This is a genomic window from Streptomyces sp. PKA51 (genome assembly GCF_057552455.1).
Map to the genome: position 1 here is coordinate 416,620 of NZ_BAAJPZ010000003.1, position 24,279 is coordinate 440,898.

The window sequence follows — 24,279 nt, forward strand, 5'->3', positions numbered from 1 at the left end:
GGGCCGCCGGGCAGCTGCCGTCAGGCGGAGTGGCCGCCGGACACCTCGGAGAAGGGCGGCCGTGTCACGATCATCGGGCTGCGGTTCTCGGTGACCGTGCGCTCGTTGATGACGACCTTGACGACGTCGCTGCGGCTCGGTATGTCGAACATGACCGGCCGCAGGACGTTCTCCATGATGCCGCGCAGACCGCGGGCGCCCGTGCCGCGCAGAATGGCCCGGTCGACGATCGCCTCCAGCGCGCCCCGGCTGAACTCGAGCTCCACCTGGTCCATTTCGAACAGCTTCTTGTACTGCTTGACCAGCGCGTTGCGCGGCTCGGTCAGCGTCTTGAGCAGGGCCGCCTTGTCGAGGCTGGAGACGCGGGCGATGACCGGCAGCCGGCCGATGAACTCGGGGATCAGCCCGTACTTGACGAGGTCGGCCGGCATGACGCTGGCGAAGACGTCCCCGTCCGCGCGCGTCGTGACCGGCTCGATCTGGGCGCCGAAGCCCAGCCCGCGCCGGCCCACCCGGTCGTTGATGATGTTCTCCAGGCCCGCGAAGGCACCGGCCACGATGAACAGCACGTTGGAGGTGTCGATCTGGATGAACTCCTGGTGCGGGTGCTTGCGCCCGCCCTGCGGCGGCACCGAGGCCGTCGTGCCCTCCAGGATCTTCAGCAGCGCCTGCTGGACGCCCTCGCCGGAGACGTCCCGGGTGATGGAGGGGTTCTCGCTCTTGCGGGCGATCTTGTCGATCTCGTCGATGTAGACGATGCCGGTCTCGGCCCGGGTCACGTCGTAGTCGGCGGCCTGCAGCAGCTTGAGCAGGATGTTCTCGACGTCCTCGCCCACGTAGCCGGCCTCGGTCAGGGCGGTCGCGTCGGCGATGGCGAACGGGACGTTCAGCAGCCGCGCCAGGGTCTGCACGAGGTAGGTCTTGCCGCAGCCGGTGGGTCCGAGCATCAGGATGTTCGACTTGGCGACCTCGACGTCCTTGTCGTCGTCCTCCATGCCCCACACGCGCTTGTAGTGGTTGTAGACGGCCACCGCCAGCGAGCGCTTCGCGGCCTCCTGGCCCACCACGTACTGGTCGAGGAACCGGTGGATCTCCGCCGGCTTGGGCAGCTCCTCCAGCGGCGCCTCGGTGACGACCGCCAGCTCCTCCTCGATGAGCTCGTTGCACAACCCCACGCACTCGTCGCAGATGTGCACGCCGGGCGGGCCGGCGATGAGCTTCCTGACCTGTTTCTGCGTCTTCCCGCAGAAGGAGCACTTCAGCAGGAACCCCTCGTCACCGATGCGTGCCATGACCCGTCGACCCGTCCCCTCCGGTGCGCCGCGGCCCCGCCTGGGAACCCCGCGCGCTCTTGCGTGACTTTAACAGCTGCCCCTGCCATCCAGATGTTCCCGTCATCCCGATGCTAGGGTAATTTGACGGCCGCCCTGTGGGGGCCCGGTACGAGGAGGACAATGGCTCGGCTCAACAGGGCGCAGACGCAGGAGCGCACGCGTGCCAGGGTGCTGGCCGCCGCCCGTGAGGAGTTCGCCGAGAAGGGCTTCCGGGCCGCCCGGATCGACGCCGTCGCCGAGCGCGCCGAGCTCACCCGCGGCGCCGTCTACTCCAACTTCCCCGGCAAACGGGCCCTGTACTTCACCGTTCTGGCCGAGCGCGCCGAACGCGCGCCCGCCCCGCCGGCCACCGAGGCGGGCGGCACGGCCCGCGAGGCGCTCGGCGCCCTTGCGCGCACCTGGGTCGCCCGGCTGCCCGGCACCGGCTTCGCCGACGCCGGTTCCGCTCCCGGAGGCGTCCCCCCGCAGTACGGCGAGGCCCGCATCGACGTCGACGCGCTGCCCGAAATCCTCGCCGACACCCGGCTCGCACAGCCGTTCGTCGAGCTGATGAAGCTCGACGCGCTCCTCCTCGCGCTCGCCCTCGAACACCTGCGGCCACCCCGGTCGCCGCAGGGCGCGCCCCCCGGCCGGCTCGTCCGGCTCGCCGAGACGGTGCTGACCTCCCTGCACGGAGCCCGGCAACTCGCCGCCGCCGCGCCCGGGTTCGTGCAGCCCTTCGACATGGTCAGCGCCGCCGAGCGGCTGTGCGGGCTCGAACTCAACGACTGGTGGGCGCCCCCGCCCGTGCACCCGCCCGCCCGCGCCGAGGACCGGCCCTGGGAGCCGCCCGCGGCCGTCGACGCCGTACGGGCCGCACCCGCGCCCCTGCACGAGGACGGCATCGTCGCCGTGCTCGGCCTGCACCGGCTCTCCGCGGTCGAGGAGGCCGTCCGCGCCGCACCACCCGGCACTCCCGTCACGGTGGTCGTCGTCACCGGCGACCCCGGCGAACTCATGCCCCTCGCCCGGCTCGTCGTCGCCGAGCTGTGCGGCTGCCTGCGCAGCGCCTTCCCCCGGTCGGCCTGGCCGGCCCTGCGCGTCGTGTGCGACACCGCCGGCGCCGTCGCCGCAGCCGCGGGCGTGACGGCCGTGGACGACGACACCGAGACGGCGATCCGCATCGAAGCCGGGCGCGTCGTCGGCCGCGCCGACGGGTTCGGGGCCTGCCACGCGATGGCGTCCGCCCGGCCGGTGGGCAGCGCCTCCGAGGTCACCGGCCCGAGGGCCGCAGGCGTACGCGTTCCGGTGTCAGGTCCTTGACGGACGTCGCGCCGAGCAGCTGCATCGTCTGCCGCACCTCCGCGCCCAGGATGTCCAGGACCCGCCGCACGCCGGCCCCGCCGCCCGCCATCAGCCCGTACAGGTACGCCCGTCCCACCAGTACGGCGGTCGCGCCCAGGCACACCGCGGCCACGGCGTCCGCCCCCGACAGCACGCCCCCGTCGACGTAGACCTCCGCCCGGCCGCCGATCGCCTCGACAACCGCGGGCAGTTCCTCCAGCGGCACCGGGGCCCGGTCGAGCTGCCGGCCGCCGTGGTTGCTCACCACGACCGCGTCGGCGCCGGCCTCGACGACCGACAGGGCGTCCTCCGCGCTCTGCACGCCCTTGACCACCAGCTTGCCCGGCCACACGGCACGCACATGGGCGAGATCGGCGAGCGAGGCCGCCGGATCGAACATCCGGTCCGCGAGCTCCGCGACGGTACCGCCCCACTGTCGCAAGGACGCGAACTCCAGCGGGGCGGTGGTCAGCAGATTCAGCCACCAGCCCGGGCGCAGCGCGCCGTTGACGAACGTACGGGCGGTGAGGGCGGGCGGCAGCGTCATCCCGTTGCGCACGTCGCGAAGCCGTGCCCCCGCCACCGGCGTGTCGACCGTCAGGACGAGCGCCTCGTACCCCGCGTCCGCGGCACGCCGCACGAGTTCTTCGCTGCGTTCCCGCTCGCGCCACAAGTACAGCTGGAACCACCGGCGGGTGCCGGGAGCCGCCGCGGCCAGCTCGGCCACCGACGTCGTACCGAGGGTCGACAGCGCGTAGGGGACGCCGGCGCGGCCCGCCGCCCGGGCCACGGCCACCTCGCCCTCGTGGTGCATCATCCGCGTGAACCCGGTCGGCGCGAGCACCAGCGGCAGGGCGCAGGGGCTGCCGAGCACGGTGGCGGTGGTGTCCACGGCGGAGACGTCGCGCAGCACACGCGGCCGGAATTCGATGCGCGCGAAGGCCGCCCGATTGCGGGCGAGCGAGAACTCGTCGCCGGCGCCCCCGTCGACGTAGTCGAAGACGGCCCTCGGTACGCGGCGGCGTGCGGCCCGGCGCAGGTCCGTCACGGTCGCCGCGGCGGCGAGCCGGCGCCGGGTGCCGTCGAGCTCCAGGGGACGCGGGCGCAGCAGCGCGGCCACGTCCGCCGGCCTCGGCACCCTCCGGCGGGGACGGTCGTGAAGCATGCGAACACCATTACGGATGCGGTGCGTTGGGTGCAATGCCCACCGGCTGCGTCAGGGACTTCCTCGACAGGAAGGTCAGGGACGCGTCGGGGTCGGGTCAGGGTGATCCCGGTCGTACGGGAAGATCACCGACGGAAGAGTGGACGTCGCAAGCGAAGAACGAGGAAAAACGGAGTCCTGCATGCGTCGCTCATCGGCCCTGTCCCTGGCCGCCGCCACGGCGGCCACAGCCGCCGTCGTGCTCACCATGGCCCCCGCGCATGCGGCGACGGGCGCGCCCGGCGGCCTGGACCGCGCCGCCCTGAACGAGGCCATCGGTCTGCGCCCGACCGACGGTGCCGCGGCCGCCGTCGCCGAGGTGCACAGGGACGCGCAGACCTGGCGGGGCACCTCCGGGGACCTGGTCACTGGCAAGCACATCAGCACCAGTGCTCATTTCCGGATCGGCAGCATCAGCAAGCCCATGGAAGCGGTGATCCTCCTCCAGCTGTCCGCCGAGGGCCGGGTCGACCTCGACCAGAGCGTGCAGCACTACCTGCCCGGCCTGCTGCCGGAGGACCGCTTCAAGGAGCCCATCACCGTACGGCAACTGCTCAACCACACCAGCGGCCTCCCCCAGGACTTCGAGGGCGCCCCCGCCTCCACACCGGACCAGGACATCGACGGCCGCCTCGGCTCCCTCACCTGGGACCAGATCATCCAGCAGACCCTCCGCCCCGAGGGCCGCCCCGGCCCCGGCCCGCGCTTCGGCCCCGGCACCCAGCAGGAGTACAACTCCTTCGGCTACCGCATCGCCGGCAAGCTGATCGAGCAGATCACCGGGCACCCGTACCAGTACGAGGTGACCAAGCGCATCCTCAAGCCGCTGAAGATGCGCGAGACCAGGACCGCGGTCCCCGGACGCAGCATCCCCGTCCCCCGCCCCTACCTCCCCGGCTACATGCCCCGGAGCAACGGCGAGCTCGTCGACGTCAACGTGCAGGGCGGCCTGCCCGCCAGCATGACCTCCACCACCGGCGACCTCGACCGCTTCATCACCGGCCTGTTCGACGGCAGCCTCCTGCGCCCGGCCCAGGCCGCCGAACTCTTCACGGTGCCCAAGGGCCTCGACGGCAAGCCCCTGCGCTACGCCAACAACCTCAACTGCAACACCGGCCCCACCAAGGGCACGGCGTGCTTCAGCGTCGGCCTGATGTCCTTCACCCTCCCCGACGGCTCGACCGCCTGGGGCAAGACCGGCAGCGACCCCGGCTACCGCAGCGGCGTCTTCGCCACCCGCGACCTCAACCGCCGAGCCGTCTACGCCCTGGGCACGTCCTCCACCGCCAACCAGAACGCCCCCGCGGTCGGCCTGCGCCTGGCCCTGGCGGCCTTCGGGAAGTAGGGACCATGCCGGCCGGCCCCTACGCGGCGCAGAACTCGTTGCCCTCCGGGTCCTGCATGACCCACCAGTGGCCGGCCGGACCCTTGTTCACCTCCCGCACACGAGTCGCCCCCAGCCCCTCCAGTCGCTCGACGAGCGCGTCGAGCCCGCCGGGCTCGCTGTGGACGTCGATGTGCAGCCGGTTCTTGCCCGTCTTGCCCTCACCGACATCCTGGAACAGCAACCGCCGCCCCCGCCCGACCCCGCTCACCTCGTCGTACGGATCATCGGGATGCCGGATCCCGGCGAAACCACGGAAGGTCCTGCGCCCCTGATGCACGGCAACGGCCTCCTCACCGATCTGCCCGGCGGCCAGCAGCCGCTCGACGAGCCCACTCGGGTCCTCCACCACGTACCCCAGCGCCTCGGCCCAGAAGTCCGCGAGGGCGGGTGCGTTGGAGCTGTCGACGACGAGTTTCCAGTTCAGTGCCATGAGGACGGTTATATCGGCACCCACTGACAGGCTGCGCCCAGCGATCGCATGGCGATGCGCGCCGGGTGTCGACCAATCCCGGTAGTACCCATCGGCGCTCCTTCAATGGAGGGCGACAGAACTCGTGCTTACAGGATCTGGAAGGCCAGCCTTTCGGCCGCTGTAGCAATCAACGCCATGGTGCTGATGAGAAGGGAGCGAGTCGCGCGGTGCAGTCTGGCCATCCTCAGCTGGTGGAGCGTCATGCAGCGCCATAGTTCGAGGAGCGCCGACCGTGTGGCATCACCCGTGCTTTGTGCCATGAATCCGGCGCCGAAAGCCTCCGGGTCGCTGAATTCGTCCAGGGTGTCCTTGTAGCTGAAGGCCAGGGCGGGCGGGGATCCGGGTGGGCGGGACAGGTCGCGCCCGCGTAGCGGACCGGTGAGCACCCCGGTCACCTGAACCACCGAGTATGTGCTCATCGTCAATACGGCAAGGGTGGACCCCCAGATGATCGGCGCCAGGCGCGAAGAGGGCGCACTGGAGACGAGAACTGCTCCGGCGACGACGAGCGCGTTCGCGCTCAACAGCGCGCTGGTGCGGCTCACCAGGCCCAAGCGGAGCTGATCCGCTCGACTCAGGTGCCATTGAGCGAGCTTGAGGGCATCTTTTGCCTGTATTTCTTCATTCATCGGGCGCATCCGACCTTTCGGCTCCCAGGTGCTGCCTTGACGCTGCCCCTGAGGATTGCCCTGCAATCGTGCGGAGGATCACGAAGCCCCTCTCCTGGCGGCAGGAGAGGGGCTCGGGGTTACTTCTTGCGGCGCTTGCGCGGGGCGGGGATGGCCGGGGGCTCGGTTTCACGGGCGGCTGCCATGAAGGGGGCCATGGCCTCCTCGTACTGCTTCAGGGATTCGGCGCCCAGGTCGACTTCGAGCCACTTGGGCACCTGGATTTCCTTGATTTCCGTCACCGGGGAACCGTCCTCGTGCATCTCCCCGGTGAAGTCCTCCATTTCCTCCGTCACCGTCACGGCGAACTTGACCGTGGTCAGGTCTTCGGTCACCTCGGGGGCGAGGTCGTCGAAGTCGATGCGCTGGACGAAAATCGGCGTCGTGATCGTCTGACCGCCGACCTCGATCGTCTTCACCCCTTCCTCAACGCCCGGCTGACCCTTGTGGGTCTCGTCCACCTCGATGAATTTGGTGCCCATGGACGGCGCCTCTCCTCTGTGCTGTTGGGTGCGTAAATTCTAGAGCACCGGGCACAGTTGACGCCAATTCAGGAAGCCCGGCGCGGCTTCTAGAAGAACCCCAGCTTCTTCGCGGAGTACGACACCAGCACGTTCTTCGTCTGCTGGTAGTGGGAGAGGGCCATTTTGTGGCCTTCGCGGCCGAAGCCCGATTGTTTGTAGCCTCCGAAAGCGGCGTGGGCGGGGTATTGGTGGTAGGTGTTCGTCCAGACGCGGCCGGCCTGGAGGGCTCGGGCGGTGCGGTAGGCGGTGGTGTGGTCGCGGGTCCAGACGCCGGCGCCGAGGCCGTAGAGGGTGTCGTTGGCCAGGGCGACGGCGTCGTCGAGGTCGGTGAAGGGGGTGACGCCGACGACCGGGCCGAAGATCTCCTCCTGGAAGACGCGCATGCGGTTGTGGCCCTCGAAGACGGTGGGTTCGATGTAGAAGCCGCCGGCGAGTTCGCCGCCGAGGGCGGCGCGGGTGCCGCCGGTGAGGGTGCGGGCGCCTTCCTGGCGGGCTATGTCGAAGTAGGAGAGGATCTTCTCGAGCTGGTCGTTGGAGGCCTGGGCGCCGATCATGGTGTCGGTGTCCAGGGGGTGGCCGGGGACGATGGCCTCGGTGCGGGTGAGGGCTGCGGCGAGGAAGTCGGCGTAGTGGCCGCGCTGGATGAGGGCGCGGGAGGGGCAGGTGCAGACCTCGCCCTGGTTGAGGGCGAACATGGTGAAGCCTTCGAGGGCCTTGTCGAGGAAGTCGTCGTCGGCGGCGGAGACGTCGTCGAAGAAGATGTTGGGGCTCTTGCCGCCGAGTTCGAGGGTGACCGGTTTGAGGTGCTCCGAGGCGTACTGCATGATCAGGCGGCCCGTCGTCGTCTCGCCGGTGAAGGCGATCTTGGCGACGCGGGGGGAGGCGGCGAGAGGCTTGCCGGCCTCGGCGCCGAAGCCGTTGACGATGTTGAGGACGCCGGGCGGGATGAGGTCGGCGACCAGGTCGAGCCAGACGTGGACGGAGGCGGGGGTCTGCTCGGCGGGTTTGAGGACGACGGCGTTGCCGGCGGCCAGCGCGGGGGCGAGCTTCCAGGCGACCATCAGCAGGGGGAAGTTCCACGGGATGATCTGGGCGACGACGCCCAGGGGCTCGTGGAAGTGGTAGGCGACGGTGTCCTCGTCGAGTTCCGAGAGGCTGCCCTCCTGGGCCCGGACGGCGCCCGCGAAGTAGCGGAAGTGGTCGATGGCCAGGGGGATGTCGGCGGCGAGGGTCTCGCGGACGGGTTTGCCGTTCTCCCAGGACTCGGCGACGGCGAGGGCTTCGAGGTTGCGTTCCATGCGGTCGGCGATGCGGTTGAGGACGGCGGCGCGTTCGGCCGGGGAGGTGCGGGCCCAGGCGGGGGCGGCCGCGTGGGCGGCGTCCAGGGCGCGTTCGACGTCCTCCGCGGTGCCGCGGGCGACCTCGGTGAAGGTGCGGCCGTCGACGGGGGAGGGGTTCTCGAAGTAGCGGCCCTGCTTGGGCGGTACGTAGGTGCCGCCGATCCAGTGGTCGTAGCGCGGCCGGTACGAGACGAGTGCGTCGGGCGAGCCGGGGGTGGCGTAGCGGGTCATGGGTTCTCCAGCCCTGAAGGCGGACGGTGCGGGAACGGGCGGCCGCACGGTAGCCGTTCGTACGTTGCGCGAAGGTTGCTCGCGGACGCTTACCGGCCACTCCCCGTCGCATGGGCTGCGGCCCGGCGCAGCCGGTCCTCCAGCAGTCGGCGCAGCCGGGCCACCCCCGGCGCCTCCGACGTGGGCAGCACCGGGCCCGGGTAGGCGCGCAGGGCCGCCCGGACGTCGCCGTGGTCCAGTTCCCGTTCGACCAGGGCGATGTCGGTGTGCAGCGGTACGGCCGGGCGGTACGGGCGCGAGTGCAGCAGGCCGGGCACCAGGCGGCGCAGCCGGCAGATCTCCGCGCGCAGGGTCACCGGCGGTACCGGCCGGTCCCCGTACAACGCCGCGGTGAGCTGATCGCCCGTCAGGCCGTCGGGGCGGGCGGCGAGCAGGACGAGGATCTCGCTGTGCCGGCGCCCGAGCCGTACCCGCCGTCCGTCGGTGACCAGCAGCGCCTCGTCGCGGCCCAGTACGGACAGCGCGGGGCCCGGCAGGGGCGGGCCGGGGGACGCGGTCGCCAGCTGGGCCTCGGCGGCGCGGGCCGTCGCCCGGACGAGGGCGAGGGTGTGCGGTACGGCCAGGTGGTGGCCGCCGGTGAGGTCCACCGCGCCGAGCAGCTGCCCGGTACGCGGATCGTGGACGGGCGCGGCCGCGCAGGTCCACGGCTGGACGAGACGGTTGTAGTGCTCGGTGGCGAAGATCTGCACCGGACGGTCGAGGGCGAGCGCGGTGCCGGGCGCGTTGGTGCCGGCGTGCCGCTCGTCCCAGCGGGCGCCTGGGACGAAGTTCATGTGCTCGGCCCGGCTGCGGACCCCCGCGTGCCCCTCCACCCACAGCAGCCGGCCCGCCGCGTCGCACACCGCCAGCAGGTGCGCCCCGTCGTCGGCGATGGAACCGAGCAGCTCCCGGAACAGCGGCATCGCCCGCGCGAGCGGGTGCGCCGCGCGGTACTGCTCCAGCTCGTCGTCGCCCAGCTCCACCGGTGCCATGAACTCCGGGCGCGGCAGCACCGCCGCGGACCGCCGCCAGGAGGCCGCGACGACCGGGCGCAGAGCCGGGTCCAGTACGCCGTCCGCGACGAACGCCGAGTGCGCGCCGCCGACCGCCCGGCACCGCTCGGCGGGGTCGACGGCCGGCACGGGCGCGGCGCCCGCGCTCCAGGGGTCGCCCGCACAACGGTCACGCTGGGGGTTGGCCATGTGGACCCTCCCTGTTCCGCCCGTCGCGGCGACGATACCGCCCTCGCCACGGGTGCCGAACGGGTCCGGTACGGGTAAGACCCCGAGCAGCGGAAGCTTGGAGTGCACACGTCACGCCGCGCCCTCCGTCCCCGCTCCCGACAGCACGACAGCACGACAGCGCAACCGCCCGACCGCCCGACCGCGACTTTCGAACGGAAGCACCTGCATGAACAGCAAGGTCATCTCCGACATAGCCGAGCGGACCCTCGCCGCGTACGTGACCACCTTCCTCGGCATCCTCATCGCCGACGGGTTCGACCTCACCAGCATCTCCGCGATCAAGGCCGCGGCCATCGCGGCACTGCCCGCCGCGCTCTCGGTGATCAAGGGCGCCATCGGCAGCCGCTTCGGCGACCGCAGCAGCGCCGCATGGCTGCCCCACCACGGCGCGAAGAAAACGAAGCAGGCCGGCTCCCGCTCCTCGTCGTAGCCCGTAGCCCGTAGCCCGTAGCCCGTAGCCCGTAGCCCGTAGCCCGTAGCCCGTAGCCCGTACCCCCCGTATTCCCGAAGCCGGTAGCCGGTAGCCCGCGCCCCGGCCGCTGTGGAAGGGGTCATTCCACACGGGGTGTGCGCGGCCGCACCCGCATTGACCCGCTGCACACGCTCCCGCCGCCGCCTCCGCCGCGCTTGACTCGGCGGTGCGAGTCCCACTGGCGCAACGGGACGGGGCCTGCCGGTCTTCCCCCCGAGCCGGCGGCCCGCCGCCCCGTACCGCCGGGCGGACGGTACGGGGCGGAGCCGTGCGCCGAGCGGGGGGTCGTACGGGCGTCAGCGCGCCCCCCGCCGTCGACGCGCGCGGGGCGGGTGCAACGATGTCCCCGTCATGAAAACAGGGCAGCAGGCCGGTCAGGTCCCGCGCACGCTGCGAGCCGGGGTGTTCGCAGCGGTCTGCGTGCTGCTCGCCGCCCTCGGCCACGCCCTGATGTCCGGCACCACCGTGCCCTGGTGGGCCGTCGCCGTCGCCCTGACCGGAACCGGCAGCTGCGCCTGGTTCCTGGCGGGCCGGGAACGCGGGCCGCTGCTGATCACGCTCGCCACGGTGGGCGCACAGACGGCTCTGCACTCCTTCTTCACGGTCGCCCAGAGCGTGCAGCAGGGTGCGCAGGCCGTGCCGAGCGGCCCGTTCGATCACGCCCTGATGCCCGCCGCCGGAACGATCTGCGGCGGGTACGGGCTGCCCGCCCCGGGCGCGGGGGCACCTCATGACATGGCCGGTATGAGCGGCGGCATGGGCATGCCCGGCATGTCCCACGCCGGGCACGGCGCGCTCGGCATGTGGTCCGCGCACGTCCTCGTCGCCCTCGTCTGCGGCATCTGGCTCGCCGGCGGCGAGCAGGCCGCGTTCCGGCTCGCCCGCACCGTGCGGGCCCGCCTGCGCGCGCCCCTGCTGCTGGTCCTCGACGTCATACCGGTACGGCCCGGGCCGCCCCGCGTCCGGGCCGGGCTGGCCCACGCCGTACAGCGGCTGCGCCAGCTGCTGTACGCCCACGTCCTCCCCACGCGCGGTCCTCCTGCCCGCGTCGCCGTCGTCTGACGGCGACCCACCGGGCCGAATCACTTCACCGGGCCCGCCCACCGCAGGGGAGCGGAGCAACCGCCCCCGGCCGCCGGGCGCCCGGATTCCAGGAAGGACCCAGGGCGATGACCCCTGCCCTCACACCGCCGGCCTGCTCAGCCGAGGTCCAGCCCCGCCGCGAGGACCTTCAGCCTGCGGGCCCGCTCCTGCCACTCCCGGCACTGCGCGCACCCCTCCAGGTGCGCCCCGACCACCGGCCCCGGCACCCCCGGGGGCGCCTCCTCGCCGTCGAGGCGGGCGGAGACGGCGGTACGTACCTCACTGCAATGCACCCCGCCATCGTCCCCGGCACCACGCCGCGCCCCCGCACCGGGGGGCGTCGTGCGTGACGACGAGACGGTGACCGCCTGGGCCCTGGCCGCGCGCAGCGGCGACGCCGAAGCGGTCGACCGCTTCATCAGGGCCACCCAGAACGACGTGCGCCGCTACGTGGCACGGCTCAGCAACGACCCGCAGGGCGCGGACGACCTCGTCCAGGAGACGTACCTGCGCGCGCTGCGCTCCCTGCCGCGCTTCGAAGGCCGCTCCTCGGCCCGCACCTGGCTGCTGTCCATCGCCCGGCGCACGGTCGTGGACCGGCTGCGCTTCCAGGCGGCACGGCCGCGGCTGTCGGACACCGACGACTGGCAGTCCGCCGCCGAACGCGCCCAGCCGGCCGCGCTGCCCGGCTTCGACGAGGGCGTCGTCCTCTCGCAGCTGCTCGACCGCCTGCCCTGCGAACGGCGCGAGGCCTTCGTCCTCACGCAGATGCTCGGGCTGCCGTACGCCGAGGCCGCCGTGGTCGCCGGCTGCCCGGTGGGCACCGTCCGCTCGCGCGTGGCGCGGGCACGGGAGGCGCTGATCGTCCAGCTCGCCGCGGCCGAGCACGAGGCCGCCGCGGAAGCGGCGGCACGGGAGCGGGTGCCCGCGCTGGCGGGCTGACGCCCAGCTCGGTCACGCAAGGGGCCCACGGTGCGGACGTCGCACCGTGGGCCCTTTTACTCGTTGTGCCCCTTGCGGGGTGCTAGTTCCCCGGCCGTACGACGACCGCCTCCCCGCGGACCGTGCCGCTCTCGCGGAAGCGCAGCACGTACGGCAGCCGGTCGCCGACGCGCAGGGCGGGCGGCCGGTAGACCATCACGTCCACCGTGTGCGGCGACATCACCAGCGTCCGGCGCGCCGGTACGGTCACCGAGTGGACCATGCGCATCGTGCCGGCACCGTTGCGGACCACCGTGCGGCTGAGCATCGCGCCGCCGGCCGTCGGCACGTCCACGCCGATCAGCTCGTCGTCCACGTCGCCGGAGTTGCGCAGCCGCAGCAGCGCGGCGGTGTCGTCCGAGCCGAACGGTACGAGGACCCGAGCCTCCTCCACCGTCACCGACGCCGGCCGGCCGGCCGCGCCCGAGGCCGCCCACGCGGTCAGGCCGGCCAGGGCCAGGGCACCGGCCGCGGCCGGCACGAGCGCGGCGCGGGCCGCGCCGATCAGGGAGTTCTTCACCGGGACTTCCTTGCGGCGGGGGGACGGGGCTGCCAGCTGCGCAGCCGCAGGCTGTTGCCCACGACCAGCAGCGAACTGACGGACATCGCCGCCGCCGCGAGCATCGGGCTGAGCAGGCCGACGGCGGCGAGCGGCACGGTGACGAGGTTGTACGCGAATGCCCACGCGAGGTTGGACCGCACCGTCACCGACGTGCGCCGGGCCAGCCGGACCGCATCGCCCAGCGCCCCCATGTCCTCGCGCACCAGCGTGACGTCCGCCGCACCGATCGCGGCATCCGTGCCGCTGCCCATGGCGATCCCGAGATCCGCACCGGCGAGGGCGGCCGCGTCGTTGACCCCGTCGCCGATGACGGCGACGCGGTGGCCGCTGCCGCGCAAGGCGCGCACGAGGGCGGCCTTCTCCTCCGGCGTGGCCCGCGCGTGCACCTCGTCGATGCCGAGGCGCTCCGCGACGGAGCGGGCGGCCGCCTCGGTGTCGCCGGTGGCGAGGACCGGGCGCAGACCGAGGCGCCTGAGGTGGTCCACGGCGCGGTAGGTGTCGGGGCGGACGGTGTCGCCGAGGGCGATGACGGCTGCGGGCGTGCCGTCGATGTGGACGACGACGGGGGTGTCGCCGCGGGCGTCGGCGGCCGCCAGGGCGGTGCGGAGGGCTTCGGCGGTCGCGGATGCCGCCGGGTGCTCGGTGGGGTGGGAGGGGTGCCCCAGTCCCGCCCTTCCACCGTTCCCGGGGGGCAGGCCCCCCGACCCCCCGTCACGGGGCTCCGCCCCGGCCCCGGGGTGGGTGGCGAGGGCGGCTGCCGCGCCTTCGTGCGCCCCGGCCTCGGGCGAGCCCTCCGGCTCCCCGTCCCGGGGCTGCGCCCCGGCCCCCGCGTGGGGGGTGGGGGTGACTGCCCGGTGGGCGCCGGGGGCGGTTGCCGGCGTTGTGGTCGCCGGGGCCTCGCCCGCCCCCGGGCGCATCACCGTCACCTCGTGACCCTCCACCGTCGCGTGGACGCCCAGGCCCGGAGTTGCCGTGAAGGCTGTCGCCTCCGGGAGGGGGCCTGCCACCGTCGTCGCGTGGGCGTGGATCGCGCGGCCCACCGGGTGTTCGGAGCCGGCTTCCGCCGCGCCCGCCAGGGTCAGGGCCTGCTCCGCGGTGCAGCCGGGCAGGGCGACGACGTCGGTGACCGTCATGGCGCCCGTCGTCAGGGTGCCCGTCTTGTCGAGGACCACCGTGTCCACCCGGCGCAGGCCCTCCAGGGCCTGCGGGCCGCTGACGAGGATGCCGAGGCCGGCGCCGCGGCCCGTGGCGGCGAGCAGGGCGGTGGGGGTGGCCAGGCCCAGGGCGCAGGGGCAGGCGACCACGAGGACGGCCACCGCGGCGGTGACCGCCGCCTGCGGGGCGGCGCCGGCGCCCAGCCAGAAGCCGAGGACGGTGACGGCGACGGCCAGGACGGCGGGGACGAAGACGCCCGCGATGGCGTCGGCCACGCGCTGCACGCGGGCCTTGCCGGTCTGGGCCTCCTCCACCAGGCGGGCGATGCGGGCCAGTTGGGTGTCGGCGCCGACGGCCTCGGCCCGTACCTCCAGCAGGCCGCCGGAGTTGACGGCGCCACCGACGACCGCGCAGCCGGGTCCGGCCTCGACGGGGGCGCTCTCGCCCGTGACCAGGGACAGGTCGAGGGCCGAGCTGCCGGTGACGACCACGCCGTCGGTGGCCACGCGCTCACCGGGGCGTACGACGAAGCGGTCGCCGACCCGCAGCTCCTCGATGGGCACCCGGCGCTGCGTGCCGTCGGCGGCGCGGACGACGACGTCCTTGGCGGCGAGCGAGGCCAGGGCCCGCAGGGCGGAGCCGGTGCCGTGCCGGGCGCGGGCCTCCAGCAGGCGGCCGGTCAGGACGAACAGGGGCACGCCGACGACGGCCTCCAGGTAGACGTCCGCGGTGCCACCGGTGGCCGACGGCACGAGCGTGAACGGCATCCGCATGTCCGGCTCGCCCGCGCCGCCGAAGAAGAGGGCGTACGCCGACCACAGGTAGGAGGCGACCACGCCCAGCGAGACGAGGGTGTCCATGGTGGCCGTGGAGTGCCGCAGCCCGCGCAGCGCCCGGTCGTGGAAGGGCCAGGCGCCCCAGACCGCGACGGGGGAGGCGAGGACGAAGCACAGCCACTGCCAGTTGCGGAACTGCAGGGCCGGGACCATGGAGAGCACCAGGACCGGTACGGAGAGCAGGGCCGTGATCAGCAGGCGGACCAGCGGGCCCGGCCCCTCGCCCTCGGCGGGGGCCGTCTCCTGCGCCGGTGGCTGCGGCAGCGCGGCCGTGTAGCCCGCGCCCTCCACCACGGCCACCAGCTCCTCGGCGGTCACGTGCGCGGGGTGGCCGATCCGGGCCCGTCCGGTGGCCAGGTTGACGCTCGCGCTCACGCCCTCCAGCCGGCCGAGCTTCTTCTCGACGCGGGCCACGCAGGCGGCGCAGGTCATGCCGCCGACGATCAGCTCCGTGGTGACCGCCGGCGCCTGGGTCGAGGCCGGGGTGCTCATCAGTGGTTCATCCCGTTCATGCCGCCCATGCCGCCGCCACCCGTGCCGGAGCCGGAACCGGAGCTCCCGCTGGGGTGCATGCCGGGCGCCACGGGGCCGGCCGCGGCACCGGCCGCCCAGGCGACGCCGAAGAGGGCGGCCAGCAGCAGCACGAAGCCGACGAGGGGTGCGTACGGGGGTACTCGGCGTGCGGTCATCTCCGCATCGTGGCACGGTCCGCCCGGCCGCCCGGGCGCATCGCCCGCTTCCCGGCGCGTGAGGATTGTCCCTTTCGCAGCCGGGAACCAGCGGGCCCGCGCGGCCGACTACCCCGGGATACCGGGGGCATCGACGGGCGCCGGCCCGGGAGTCGTACGAAAAGCCGGGAACTCGCCCGCGCGGGCGTACGACTTCCTTGGGGTCCACGACCTCGCGAGGAGCCCCACGCCGTGCCGCTGCCCGACCCCGTCCCCCTCTTCGGTCCCGCGTACAAGCGCGACCCCTACCCGTTGTACGCGCGGCTGCGCGCGCAGGGCCCCGTCCACCGGGTGCTCTTCCCCAGCGGGGTGACCGCCTGGCTGGTCACCGGGCACGCCGCCGCGCAGCGCACGCTGGCCGACCCGCGGCTGGGCAAGAACCACGCGCTCGGCAACGACGCCTGGCGCGCCCGGGCCTCGATCATGCCCGAGCCCCAGCACTCCCAGCTGCAGGTGCACCTGCTGCACCAGGACCCGCCGAAGCACACGGTCATGCGCCGCCTGGTCACCGACGCCTTCGCGCCGCGGCGCATGGAGGCGCTGCGGCCCCGCTTCCAGGAGATGGCCGACGCGCTGCTCGACGCCGCCCTGCCCGCGGACGGGGCCGCCACCGTCGACCTGGTGCGCTGCTTCGCGGCCCGCTTCCCCTTCCAGGTGCTCGCCGAGGTCATCGGACTGCCCCCGCACCTGGCGGCGCGCTTCCGCCGCGACTGGGGCAGGGTCGTCGCGCCGGTCGGCCCGACCGACCCGGGCCGGCCCGCGTACGAGGCGCTGCTGCGCGAGCTGCAGACCTACATCGCCGAGGTCGTCGCGGACCGGCGCGAGCACCCCGGCGACGGGCTGCTCGCCCGCCTGGTCACCGCCCACGACGCGGGCGAACTGACCCGCGAGGAGCTGGACTCGATGGTCTTCCAGCTGCTCGTCGCCGGCCAGGAGCCGGTCACCAACCAGATCACCACCGCCCTGGTGGCGCTGCTGCGCGCACCGGAGGCCCTGGCCAGGCTGCGCGCCGAGCCGGACCTGATGCCCGCCGCCGTCGAGGAACTGCTGCGCATCGACAGCGCCTTCGAGCTCACCACCTGGCGCTTCCTCGCCGAGGACGCCGACCTGCACGGCACCCGCGTGCCCGCCGGCGACTCGGTCATCGTCTCGCTGTGCGCGGCCAATCGCGACCCCGAGCGCTTCCCCGACCCGGACACCCTCGACCTCGACCGGGCGCAGGGCCCGCACCTGGCCTTCGGCCACGGCATCCACTTCTGCCCCGGCGCGGCCCTCGCCCGCATCGAACTGCAGGTCGCGCTCGGCACGCTGATCGCCCGGCTGCCCGGGCTGCGCCTGGCCGTGCCGGACGAGGAGCTGCAGTGGATCCCCGCCGTCCTGGGCCGGGGCACCAGCTCCCTGCCCGTCTCCTTCGCCCCGCCCGCCTGCCCCCGCCACCGTGGATGACCGCAGCATGACCCTCGCCCCTCCCGCCCCCGCACCCGCCCCCGCCTCCTGCCTGGAGGCCCGCATCCTCGGGCTGCTGCTGCCCTACCACCGCACCGCCGGACCGGCCGTGCCGGACCCGGCCCGGCACGAGCGGCAGTTGCAGCGGATACGCAGGTTCACGGACGCGGGCGAGCCCGTCGTGCTGACCCTGCCGGGCTTCCCCTGCAAGTCGCCCAACCCCGCCAAGGTCCTCGGGCGCCTGCCCGACGAGGGCGAGCGCCTCTCGCTGGCCTTCCTCGACGGCCTGTGCGCCCGCATCGGCGAGCTGTACGCGCCCGGGGCCCGCCTGGTCATCTGCTCGGACGGCCACATCTTCGCCGACAGCATCGGCGTGAGCGACGAGGACGTGGACGCCTACGGGGACGAACTGCGCGCCCTCATCCGCCGCGAGGGCCTGCGCCACCTGGAGACCTTCGACCTGCGCGACGTGCACGGCGACCTCGGCCACGACGCCAAGCGGCGCCTGGTGACCGACGCCTACGCCCCCCGCCTGGAGGAGCTGCGCGCCGCGGTGCGCAGCGACGAGGAGACCGCCCGGCTCTACCGCGGCATCACGCGCTTCCTCGTCGAGGACACCGCCCACCACACCGGCAGCCGCTCGGCCCTGCAGCGGGCCTGCCGGGCCCGCGCCTACGAGGTGATCGCCCGGAGCCGGGCATGGGGCGCGTTGGTCGCCGACCGCCATCCGGACGCCGTGCGCCTGTCGATCCACCCGCAGCCGGTGGGTGGCGAGAAGTTCGGGATCCGGCTGCTGGAGTGCGCCGACGTGTGGGCCACGCCCTGGCACACGGCCGTCCTGAAGGACGCCGGCGGCCGGGCGCGGCTGATGCGCCGCGCGGACGCCGAGCGGCTGGGGCGCCTGGTCCTGCGCGACGGACGCCCCAGCCACTTCGAGGCGACGGCCTGACCGGCCGATGCCCGACGGCCGCTCAGCGGGCGGCGGCGCCGCCCGCGGCGGTCACCGCGCCCGGCGGGCCGCCCGCGGGCGAGCGGTGGTCGAAGGCGATCAGCGGATCACCCGTCAACGGGTGCTCCACCACGGCCACCCGCACCCCGAACACCTCGGCCAGCAGGCCGGGGGTGAGCACCTCGCGCGGCGCGCCGGAGGCCACCAGCGCCCCGTCGTGCAGGACGTGCAGCCGGTCGCACACCGACGCGGCCGCATTCAGGTCGTGCAGGGCGATCAGCGTGGTGCGGCGCTGCTCGCGCAGCAGCGCCAGCAGCTCCACCTGGTGGCGTACGTCGAGGTGGTTGGTGGGCTCGTCGAGCACCAGCACCCGCGGGTCCTGGGCCAGGGCGCGGGCCAGCAGGACGCGCTGGCGTTCGCCGCCGGACAGCGCCGAGAAGCGCCGCCGGCCGGCGCCGGCCATGCCCACCCGCTCCAGCGCGGCCGCGACCAGCTCGGCGTCCGTGCCGTCCTCGCCGGCGAAGGCCCGCTTGTAGGGGGTGCGGCCCATGGCGACGACCTCGCGCACGGACAGCTCGAAGTCGCTGCCGCGCTCCTGCGGCAGGGCCGCGACCCGCTGCGCCGACTGCGTCGGTGTCAGCGTACGGATGTCCGTACCGCCCACCAGGACGCGCCCGGCGTCGGGCGCGAGGTGGCGGTAGACGGTGCGCAGCACGGTGGACTTGCCGCTGCCGTTGGGCCCCACCAGGCCCACGATCTCGCCGTCCTCGGCGATGACGTCGATGCCGTGGACCACGGTCCGTCCCGACAGGGACACCGCGAGGTCCTCGATGGCGATCCTCATGCGCGCTCCAGTCGCCGGTCCAGCAGGTACAGCAGTGCGGGCGCGCCCACCAGTGACGTCACGACGCCCACCGGCAGCTCCTGGTCGGGCAGCGCGGTGCGGGCCACCAGGTCGACGACCGTCAGCAGGACGGCGCCGAACAGGGCGGAGACCGGCAGCAGCCGGCGGTGGTCGCCACCGATCACCATGCGGCAGGCGTGCGGCACCATCAGCCCCACGAAGCCGATGGCCCCGGAGACCGCCACCAGCACGCCCGTCAGCATGCTGGTGACGACGAACAGCTCGCGCCGCAGCCGGACGACGTCGACGCCCAGGCCGGCGGCGGTCTCGTCGCCCATCAGCACGGCGTTCAACGCCCGGCCGCGGGCCAGCAGCACGGCCAGGCCCAGTGCCACGGCGGCCGCGGGCAGGGCCAGGGTGGACCACTGGGCGCCGCCCAGGGACCCCATCAGCCAGAACAGCGCCCCGTGGGTGCGCTGTTCGTCCCCGGCCTGCAGCACCAGGTAGTGGGTGAAGCCGGAGAGGAACTGCCCGATGCCCACGCCCGCCAGCACCAGCCGCAGCGGCCGGAAGCCGCCGCCGCGCCGGGCGAAGGCCCACACCAGCGCGAAGGAGGCGAGCGCCCCGGCGAACGCCGCCGAGGCCAGGCCGAGCCCCAGGGCCCCGCCCGCCCCGGCGCCCAGCACCAGGGCGGCGACGGCGCCCAGGGAGGCGCCGCTGGAGATGCCCAGCAGGTAGGGGTCGGCCAGCGGGTTGCGCACCAGGGCCTGTACGGCCGTGCCGACCAGGCCCAGACCCGCGCCGACGACCGCGGCCAGCAGGGCGCGCGGCACCCGCAGGCGCCACACGATCAGGTCCTGGGTGCCCGGCGCCGGGTCCTGGCCGGTGATGCCGCGCACCACGGCCGACCACACGTCCGGCAGCGGCACGTTCGTCGAGCCCAGGCACACCGACGCGGTCAGGGCGAGGACGAGGGCGCAGCCGAGCACGGCGCAGACCGGGCCGGCGCGCACGGTGCGCGCCTCGGCGTCCCCGCCGGCCCGCCGCGCCGCCGCCCGGGCGAGTGCCGCCATCTACTTGACCCGGTCCGGGTGCAGGGTGTGGGCGATCTCGCGCACGGTGTCCGCGCTGCGCACGCCGCCGATCGTGGTGCGCTCGGAGCCGATGCGCAGGAAGCGGCCTTCCTTGACGGCCTTCAGGCCCGCCGTCGCCGGGAAGGTGCGCAGGAACTCGGCGGCCTCGTCGAACGCCTTGGCGTTCGCCTCCTCGCTGCCGCGGTTGCGCACGGCCAGCTGGATCCAGTCCGGGTCCTTGGCGACGACGTCCTCCCAGCCGACGGGCTTGAAGTCGCCCTCGCAGTCGGCGAAGACGTTGCGGGCGCCCGCCAGGGTGATCACCGCGTTGGCGACCTGCCGGTTGCACACCGCCATGGGCTGCTTGGTGCCGGCGTCGTAGTCGAAGAGGAAGTAGGTGGGCCGCTTGTCGGCCGGCAGGTCCGCCAGCGCGCCCCGGACCTCGTCGGTCTTCTTGCGCATGCCGGCCACGAGCTCCCCGGCACGCGCCGAGGTGCCCGTCACCTTGCCCAGCTCCTGGACGTCGGCCTCGACGCCGGACAGGTCGGTGCGGGCGGTCTTGTTCATCGCGGCGCAGGCCGTCGACTTCAGGAAGACGTGCTTGATGCCGGCGGCCTTGAACTCCTCCGCCGTCGGGGCGTCGCCCATCTTGCCCATGTTCTTCATGGAGGAGAAGGAGTCGAGGTACAGGTCGGCGCCGGAGCCGAGGAGCTTCTCCTTCGGGATCACCGTCCGCCCCAGCACCGGCACCTTCGCGGCCTGCGCGGCGTACTGCTGCGGCAGCGTGCCGGCCCCGGGCGGGAAGCCGGTGCCGACGACCTTGTCGCCGGCACCCAGCCACATCAGCAGCTCCAGGCCGGCCGCGTTGCTGGTGACGATCCTGCGCGGGGCGGCGTCGAACGTCGTCCTCGTCCCCATGCAGTCGGTCACGTCCACCGGGAATCCGGACCGGGCGGCCGCGGCGGCACCGGCGTCGTCCGCCTTCTTCCCGCCGCCACCGCCGCACGCCGTCGCCGACAGGGCCACAGCGGCCAGCACACCGCACCACGCACGAGGACGCATCAGTAACTCTCCAGACAATCGCATCCGCACGAGCCGCCGACCGGGCGACCCGGATCAGGTAGTCGGACCGCGCCCCGGCCCGGTTCCCGGCCGGGCCGGGGAAACTGCACGACCATGCGGGCAGGGGATCCCACAGCAAGGGGGAGCAGGAAAGAAGGCAGCCATGGCCGAGCAGCTCGCGCCGATGCCCACCGACTGGCGCCGTGCCCTGGCCGTCGCCGCCCACCCCGACGACCTGGAGTACGGCGCCGCCGCAGCCGTCGCCGTCTGGAGCGACGAGGGACGCGAGTGCACCTACCTGCTGGCCACCTTCGGCGAGGCCGGCATCGACACCCTTGCGCCGCAGGAGGCGGCCGAGCTGCGGGAGGCGGAGCAGCGGGCGAGCGCCGTGGTCGTCGGCGCCGCGGCGGTGGAGTTCCTCGGGCACACCGACGGCGTGCTCGAGTACGGCATGGCGCTGCGCCGCGAGATCGCCGCCGCCGTCCGCCGGCACCGCCCGGAGCTGGTGCTCACCCTCAACCACCACGACACCTGGCCCGGCGGCTCCTGGAACACCCCCGACCACCGGGCCGTGGGCCGGGCCGTGCTCGACGCCGTCGGCGACGCCGGCAACCGCTGGATCTTCCCCGACCTCGCCGAGGACGGCCTCGCGCCCTGGAACGGCGTGCGCTACGTGGCCGTCGCCGGCTCCCCGGCGCCCACGCACGCCATGGACGCGGGCGCCGGGCTGGAGCGGGCCGTGCAGTCGCTGCTGTGTCATCGCACGTACATCGAGGCGCTCACCGACGAGCCCCCCGAGCGGTACTGCCGCAGGTTCCTCGAAGGCGGCATGGCCGCCGTCGCCGAGCGGTTCGGCGGGCGCCCCGGGGTCGCCTTCGAGCTGTTCACCCGCTAGCGGCCGCGGGCGCGCGCTCCAGGACCAGGACCGCCACGTCGTCCTGCAGCCGGCCGCCGGTGTGCCGGGCCAGGTCCGCGCGCAGGCGGGCCAGCAGCTCGGCGGTGGGCAGCGCCGCCCAGCCGGCCAGCCGCTCGGCGAGCGGGTACAGCTCCCGCCGCCCGCCGGGCGCCCGGGCCTCGGTCACCCCGTCGGTGCAGGCCAGCACCCGGCCGCCGGGCGGCAGTGGGATCCGCCGCCCGGGCCGGCGGCCCGGCAGCAGCTCGCCCAGGCCCAACGGCAGGCCCTGCTCGGCCGGTTCCAGCTCGCGCACCGTGCCGTCAGCGCGCAGCAGGTACGGCGGCGGGTGCCCGCAGTCGACGAAGACCAGCGCCACCGCGCCCGCCTCCTCCTCGGTGCCCAGCACCAGCGCCGTGACGAACTCCTCGGCGGCGTGCGCGTCGTGCGTACGGGCCTGGTACTCGGCCGAGCGGTGGTAGCGGTACAGGCCCTCCTCCGTCGCCACCACCCCGCCGGCCAGGTCCGAACGGTGGTAGGCGGCCTCCCGGAAGGCGGAGAGCACCGCGGCCCCCGCCCCCAGCGTGCCCAGCCCCTTGCCGCGGACGTCCCCGAGGAGCACCCGGGTGCCGTAGGGGGTGTCGACGACCTCGTAGATGTCGCCGCCCACCAGCGCCTCGTGCTGCGAGGAGACGTAGAAGCCGTCGACGACCACGCCGCTGGTGCGCAGCGGCAGCGGGCGCAGCAGCGCGCGCTGCGCGGCCTCGCCGGTGGCCCGCACCCGCTGCAGCAGCGCCTCGCCGTCGCGGCGCAGCCGCGCGACGACGACGGCCGCGCCGACGATGAGCAGGTTGCCGAGCACCGCGCCCACCCGGTTGACGGCCGAGGAGTCGTCGCCGAGCACGCCGTGGTGGGCCGCCATCAGCAGGAAGTCGGCGATCCCGACGAAGACCGTCTGCCGGTAGGTGCACACCGCGGCGGCGGTCACCGGCGCGAGCGCGGCGTAGACGTCCAGGCGCAGGTACGACGGTGTCACCAGGTCGGTGACCACGATGCCGGTGAGGTAGGCCAGGACCGCGGCGAAGGGCACGGCGGACGACAGCGTGGCGGTGCGCGACACCGGGGCGGGACCTTTCGCGGACGGACGAACGGGGGGCGAACGCGTAGACAATTCCAGACTTTCGTCCCGAATGCCCGGTGCCGGGCCTCGTGTCGGCGCTTTCCGGCCGCCCCGCCGGCCGTCCCCTCAGAGCTTGCGGTACGCCCGGGCGTCGTCCGCCGCGGCCAGCACCGCAGCCAGGTCGCCGCCCGCCGAGGCGGTCACCACCGCCGCCACCGCCCCCTCCACGAAGGGGGCGTCGGCGATGTGCACGCCCTGCAGCTCCTTGTTCTCCAGCAGCGACTTCACCGTCAGCACCGCGCTGCCCATGTCGCACAGCACCACCACCCCGGCGCCCTCGTCCGCGTCGGCCGCCGCCCGGCGCACCAGCTCGGCACTGGTGCCCACCGCACCGTCCGGCAGCCCGCCGGCCGGAGCGACGCGCGCCGGCACGCCACCGCCCGCCAGCGCCCGGGCCAGCGCCGCGGTGGACTCGGCGACCGCCCGGCTGTGCGAGACCAGCACCACGCCCACCCGGGCCGCCCGCCGCTGCGCGGGCCCGGCCGCGTCCTGGTCCCGGGGCTGCGGCGCGGTGGCGCACAGGCCGGGGTCCGTCGCCTCGTACAGCGCGGTCATCAGCAACGCCGAGGACGCCGCGCCCGGGTCGAGGTGGCCCACGCTGCGCTCACCCAGATAGCTGGCGCGGCCGCGCCGCGCCCGCAGCGGGACCGTCGCCTCCGCGCCCTCCCGGGCCGCCCGCGCGGCGGCTTCCAGCGCCCCGGCCGTCCCGCCGCCGGGCAGGGCCGCGGCGTAGGCGTCGGCCGCCGGCTGCAGCGCGTCGACCATGGTCTTGTCGCCGGGCGCCGAGTCGCCGAGCCGGCGCACGCTCGCCACGGCCGCGGCCAGCGCCCGGCCCAGCGTCTCCGGCTCGACGACCGCGTCCTCGCCGAGCACCTTGCCCATGCGCCGCAGCACCGTGCCGTACAGCGGGCCCGAGGCGCCGCCGACGGTGTTGGTCAGATGGGCGCCCGCGGCCGTGAGCAGCTCGCCGGGAGTCCCTGCGCCGGCTTCGGCCAGCGCGCCGGCCATCGAGGTGAAGCCCCGCTTGAGGTTGGTGCCGTGGTCGGCGTCGCCGATGGCGGCGTCGAGCTCGGTCAGGCGGTCGGCCTCGGCGGTGACGACCTGCGCGGTGCGGTCGAGGAAGCGGCGGAAGAAGGAGGCATCGAGCGTGACGGTCATCGGCGGCGGCTCCTTGAACGGGCTCGGGCGCCCCAGCGTAATGCGGGCCGGCACGGGGACGGCGGCCGAGGAGCGAGCCGGGCCTGTTCCCG

The 24,279-nt window shown here is 74.2% G+C and carries 24 protein-coding genes and 1 pseudogene; 8 read left to right on the top strand and 17 right to left on the bottom strand.

The window, feature by feature from the left end:
• Window positions 1-20: 20 nt before the first annotated feature.
• Window positions 21-1,292: an ATP-dependent Clp protease ATP-binding subunit ClpX gene (gene clpX, locus AC27L3_RS06870; protein ID WP_487233106.1), complete on the bottom strand. Its 1,272-nt coding sequence runs from the start codon at window positions 1,290-1,292 to the stop codon at window positions 21-23.
• Window positions 1,293-1,454: 162 nt separating this feature from the next.
• On the opposite strand from clpX, the gene AC27L3_RS06875 reads away from it, so the two are divergent.
• The gene (locus AC27L3_RS06875) at window positions 1,455-2,636 is read left to right on the top strand and encodes a TetR/AcrR family transcriptional regulator (protein ID WP_487233107.1); all 1,182 of its coding nucleotides are present in this window, start codon (window positions 1,455-1,457) and stop codon (window positions 2,634-2,636) included.
• On the opposite strand, the gene AC27L3_RS06880 is transcribed toward AC27L3_RS06875, so the two are convergent.
• The gene (locus AC27L3_RS06880) at window positions 2,587-3,822 is read right to left on the bottom strand and encodes an alpha-hydroxy acid oxidase (protein ID WP_487233108.1); all 1,236 of its coding nucleotides are present in this window, start codon (window positions 3,820-3,822) and stop codon (window positions 2,587-2,589) included. The genes AC27L3_RS06875 and AC27L3_RS06880 overlap by 50 nt on opposite strands.
• Before the next feature lie 181 nt (window positions 3,823-4,003).
• On the opposite strand from AC27L3_RS06880, the gene AC27L3_RS06885 reads away from it, so the two are divergent.
• Window positions 4,004-5,206, top strand: a complete 1,203-nt coding sequence (locus AC27L3_RS06885) for a serine hydrolase domain-containing protein (RefSeq protein ID WP_487233109.1) — start codon at window positions 4,004-4,006, stop codon at window positions 5,204-5,206.
• 19 nt (window positions 5,207-5,225) lie between these two features.
• Here AC27L3_RS06885 and AC27L3_RS06890 read toward each other — a convergent pair whose 3' ends face one another.
• From AC27L3_RS06890 to AC27L3_RS06910, 5 genes are all read right to left on the bottom strand, one after another.
• Entirely contained in the window at window positions 5,226-5,678 is a 453-nt protein-coding gene (locus AC27L3_RS06890) for a VOC family protein (RefSeq protein WP_487233110.1), read from the bottom strand.
• 128 nt (window positions 5,679-5,806) lie between these two features.
• Entirely contained in the window at window positions 5,807-6,349 is a 543-nt protein-coding gene (locus AC27L3_RS06895) for a hypothetical protein (protein ID WP_487233111.1), read from the bottom strand.
• A 119-nt stretch (window positions 6,350-6,468) separates the two neighbouring features.
• Entirely contained in the window at window positions 6,469-6,870 is a 402-nt protein-coding gene (locus tag AC27L3_RS06900) for a hypothetical protein (protein ID WP_487233112.1), read from the bottom strand.
• Between the two features lie 89 nt (window positions 6,871-6,959).
• Window positions 6,960-8,483: an acetaldehyde dehydrogenase ExaC gene (exaC, locus tag AC27L3_RS06905; RefSeq protein ID WP_487233113.1), complete on the bottom strand. Its 1,524-nt coding sequence runs from the start codon at window positions 8,481-8,483 to the stop codon at window positions 6,960-6,962.
• Between the two features lie 89 nt (window positions 8,484-8,572).
• On the bottom strand, window positions 8,573-9,724 hold the full coding sequence (locus tag AC27L3_RS06910) for a GAF domain-containing protein (protein ID WP_487233114.1): 1,152 nt from the start codon (window positions 9,722-9,724) through the stop codon (window positions 8,573-8,575).
• Between the two features lie 208 nt (window positions 9,725-9,932).
• On the opposite strand from AC27L3_RS06910, the gene AC27L3_RS06915 reads away from it, so the two are divergent.
• Window positions 9,933-10,196, top strand: coding sequence for a hypothetical protein (locus AC27L3_RS06915; RefSeq protein WP_487233115.1), 264 nt, complete (start codon window positions 9,933-9,935; stop codon window positions 10,194-10,196).
• Window positions 10,197-10,589: 393 nt separating this feature from the next.
• The gene (locus tag AC27L3_RS06920; protein ID WP_487233116.1) at window positions 10,590-11,300 is read left to right on the top strand and encodes a hypothetical protein; all 711 of its coding nucleotides are present in this window, start codon (window positions 10,590-10,592) and stop codon (window positions 11,298-11,300) included.
• Between the two features lie 137 nt (window positions 11,301-11,437).
• Here the strand turns inward: AC27L3_RS06920 and AC27L3_RS06925 are convergent, their stop codons facing one another.
• A complete protein-coding gene (locus tag AC27L3_RS06925) occupies window positions 11,438-11,614 on the bottom strand; it encodes a zf-HC2 domain-containing protein (protein ID WP_487233117.1) in 177 nt (58 codons plus the stop codon).
• 49 nt (window positions 11,615-11,663) lie between these two features.
• Between AC27L3_RS06925 and AC27L3_RS06930 the strand changes: the two genes are divergently transcribed.
• Complete coding sequence (locus tag AC27L3_RS06930) at window positions 11,664-12,263, top strand: sigma-70 family RNA polymerase sigma factor (RefSeq protein WP_487233118.1); 600 nt, start codon at window positions 11,664-11,666, stop codon at window positions 12,261-12,263.
• An 82-nt stretch (window positions 12,264-12,345) separates the two neighbouring features.
• Here the strand turns inward: AC27L3_RS06930 and AC27L3_RS06935 are convergent, their stop codons facing one another.
• From AC27L3_RS06935 to AC27L3_RS06945, 3 genes are read right to left on the bottom strand one after another with little or no spacing between them, the layout of a single operon-like run.
• A complete protein-coding gene (locus tag AC27L3_RS06935; protein ID WP_487233119.1) occupies window positions 12,346-12,822 on the bottom strand; it encodes a copper chaperone PCu(A)C in 477 nt (158 codons plus the stop codon).
• Complete coding sequence (locus AC27L3_RS06940; protein WP_487233120.1) at window positions 12,819-15,347, bottom strand: heavy metal translocating P-type ATPase; 2,529 nt, start codon at window positions 15,345-15,347, stop codon at window positions 12,819-12,821. Before AC27L3_RS06940 ends, AC27L3_RS06935 begins: the two co-directional genes overlap by 4 nt.
• Complete coding sequence (locus tag AC27L3_RS06945) at window positions 15,347-15,544, bottom strand: hypothetical protein (protein WP_487233121.1); 198 nt, start codon at window positions 15,542-15,544, stop codon at window positions 15,347-15,349. The genes AC27L3_RS06940 and AC27L3_RS06945 overlap by 1 nt, the downstream gene beginning before the upstream one ends.
• 231 nt (window positions 15,545-15,775) lie before the next feature.
• Here AC27L3_RS06945 and AC27L3_RS06950 point away from each other — a divergent pair, with 231 nt between their 5' ends.
• A complete protein-coding gene (locus AC27L3_RS06950; protein WP_487233122.1) occupies window positions 15,776-17,029 on the top strand; it encodes a cytochrome P450 family protein in 1,254 nt (417 codons plus the stop codon).
• A 7-nt stretch (window positions 17,030-17,036) separates the two neighbouring features.
• Complete coding sequence (locus AC27L3_RS06955) at window positions 17,037-17,978, top strand: L-tyrosine/L-tryptophan isonitrile synthase family protein (RefSeq protein ID WP_487233123.1); 942 nt, start codon at window positions 17,037-17,039, stop codon at window positions 17,976-17,978.
• A 22-nt stretch (window positions 17,979-18,000) separates the two neighbouring features.
• Here AC27L3_RS06955 and AC27L3_RS06960 read toward each other — a convergent pair whose 3' ends face one another.
• The 3 genes from AC27L3_RS06960 to AC27L3_RS06970 are packed head-to-tail and all read right to left on the bottom strand — an operon-like array spanning window position 18,001 to window position 20,957.
• Window positions 18,001-18,822 carry an ABC transporter ATP-binding protein gene (locus AC27L3_RS06960; protein WP_487233124.1) on the bottom strand — a complete coding sequence of 274 codons (822 nt, stop codon included), beginning with the start codon at window positions 18,820-18,822 and terminating at the stop codon, window positions 18,001-18,003.
• Complete coding sequence (locus AC27L3_RS06965; protein WP_487233125.1) at window positions 18,819-19,895, bottom strand: FecCD family ABC transporter permease; 1,077 nt, start codon at window positions 19,893-19,895, stop codon at window positions 18,819-18,821. The genes AC27L3_RS06960 and AC27L3_RS06965 overlap by 4 nt, the downstream gene beginning before the upstream one ends.
• Window positions 19,896-20,957 carry an ABC transporter substrate-binding protein gene (locus AC27L3_RS06970; RefSeq protein ID WP_487233126.1) on the bottom strand — a complete coding sequence of 354 codons (1,062 nt, stop codon included), beginning with the start codon at window positions 20,955-20,957 and terminating at the stop codon, window positions 19,896-19,898.
• Between the two features lie 163 nt (window positions 20,958-21,120).
• On the opposite strand from AC27L3_RS06970, the gene AC27L3_RS06975 reads away from it, so the two are divergent.
• Entirely contained in the window at window positions 21,121-21,852 is a 732-nt protein-coding gene (locus AC27L3_RS06975) for a PIG-L deacetylase family protein (protein WP_487233127.1), read from the top strand.
• On the opposite strand, the gene AC27L3_RS06980 is transcribed toward AC27L3_RS06975, so the two are convergent.
• The 3 genes and pseudogenes from AC27L3_RS06980 to dhaL all read right to left on the bottom strand — a co-directional run.
• Complete coding sequence (locus AC27L3_RS06980) at window positions 21,842-22,969, bottom strand: PP2C family protein-serine/threonine phosphatase (RefSeq protein WP_487233128.1); 1,128 nt, start codon at window positions 22,967-22,969, stop codon at window positions 21,842-21,844. The two genes, AC27L3_RS06975 and AC27L3_RS06980, sit on opposite strands and share 11 nt — an antisense overlap.
• 126 nt (window positions 22,970-23,095) lie before the next feature.
• Window positions 23,096-23,584 carry a dihydroxyacetone kinase phosphoryl donor subunit DhaM gene (dhaM, locus tag AC27L3_RS06985; RefSeq protein ID WP_487233177.1) on the bottom strand — a complete coding sequence of 163 codons (489 nt, stop codon included), beginning with the start codon at window positions 23,582-23,584 and terminating at the stop codon, window positions 23,096-23,098.
• Window positions 23,558-24,187, bottom strand: a pseudogene (dhaL, locus tag AC27L3_RS06990) (dihydroxyacetone kinase subunit DhaL); the annotation flags it as partial. The pseudogene dhaL and the gene dhaM, both read right to left, overlap by 27 nt.
• Window positions 24,188-24,279 lie beyond the last annotated feature (92 nt).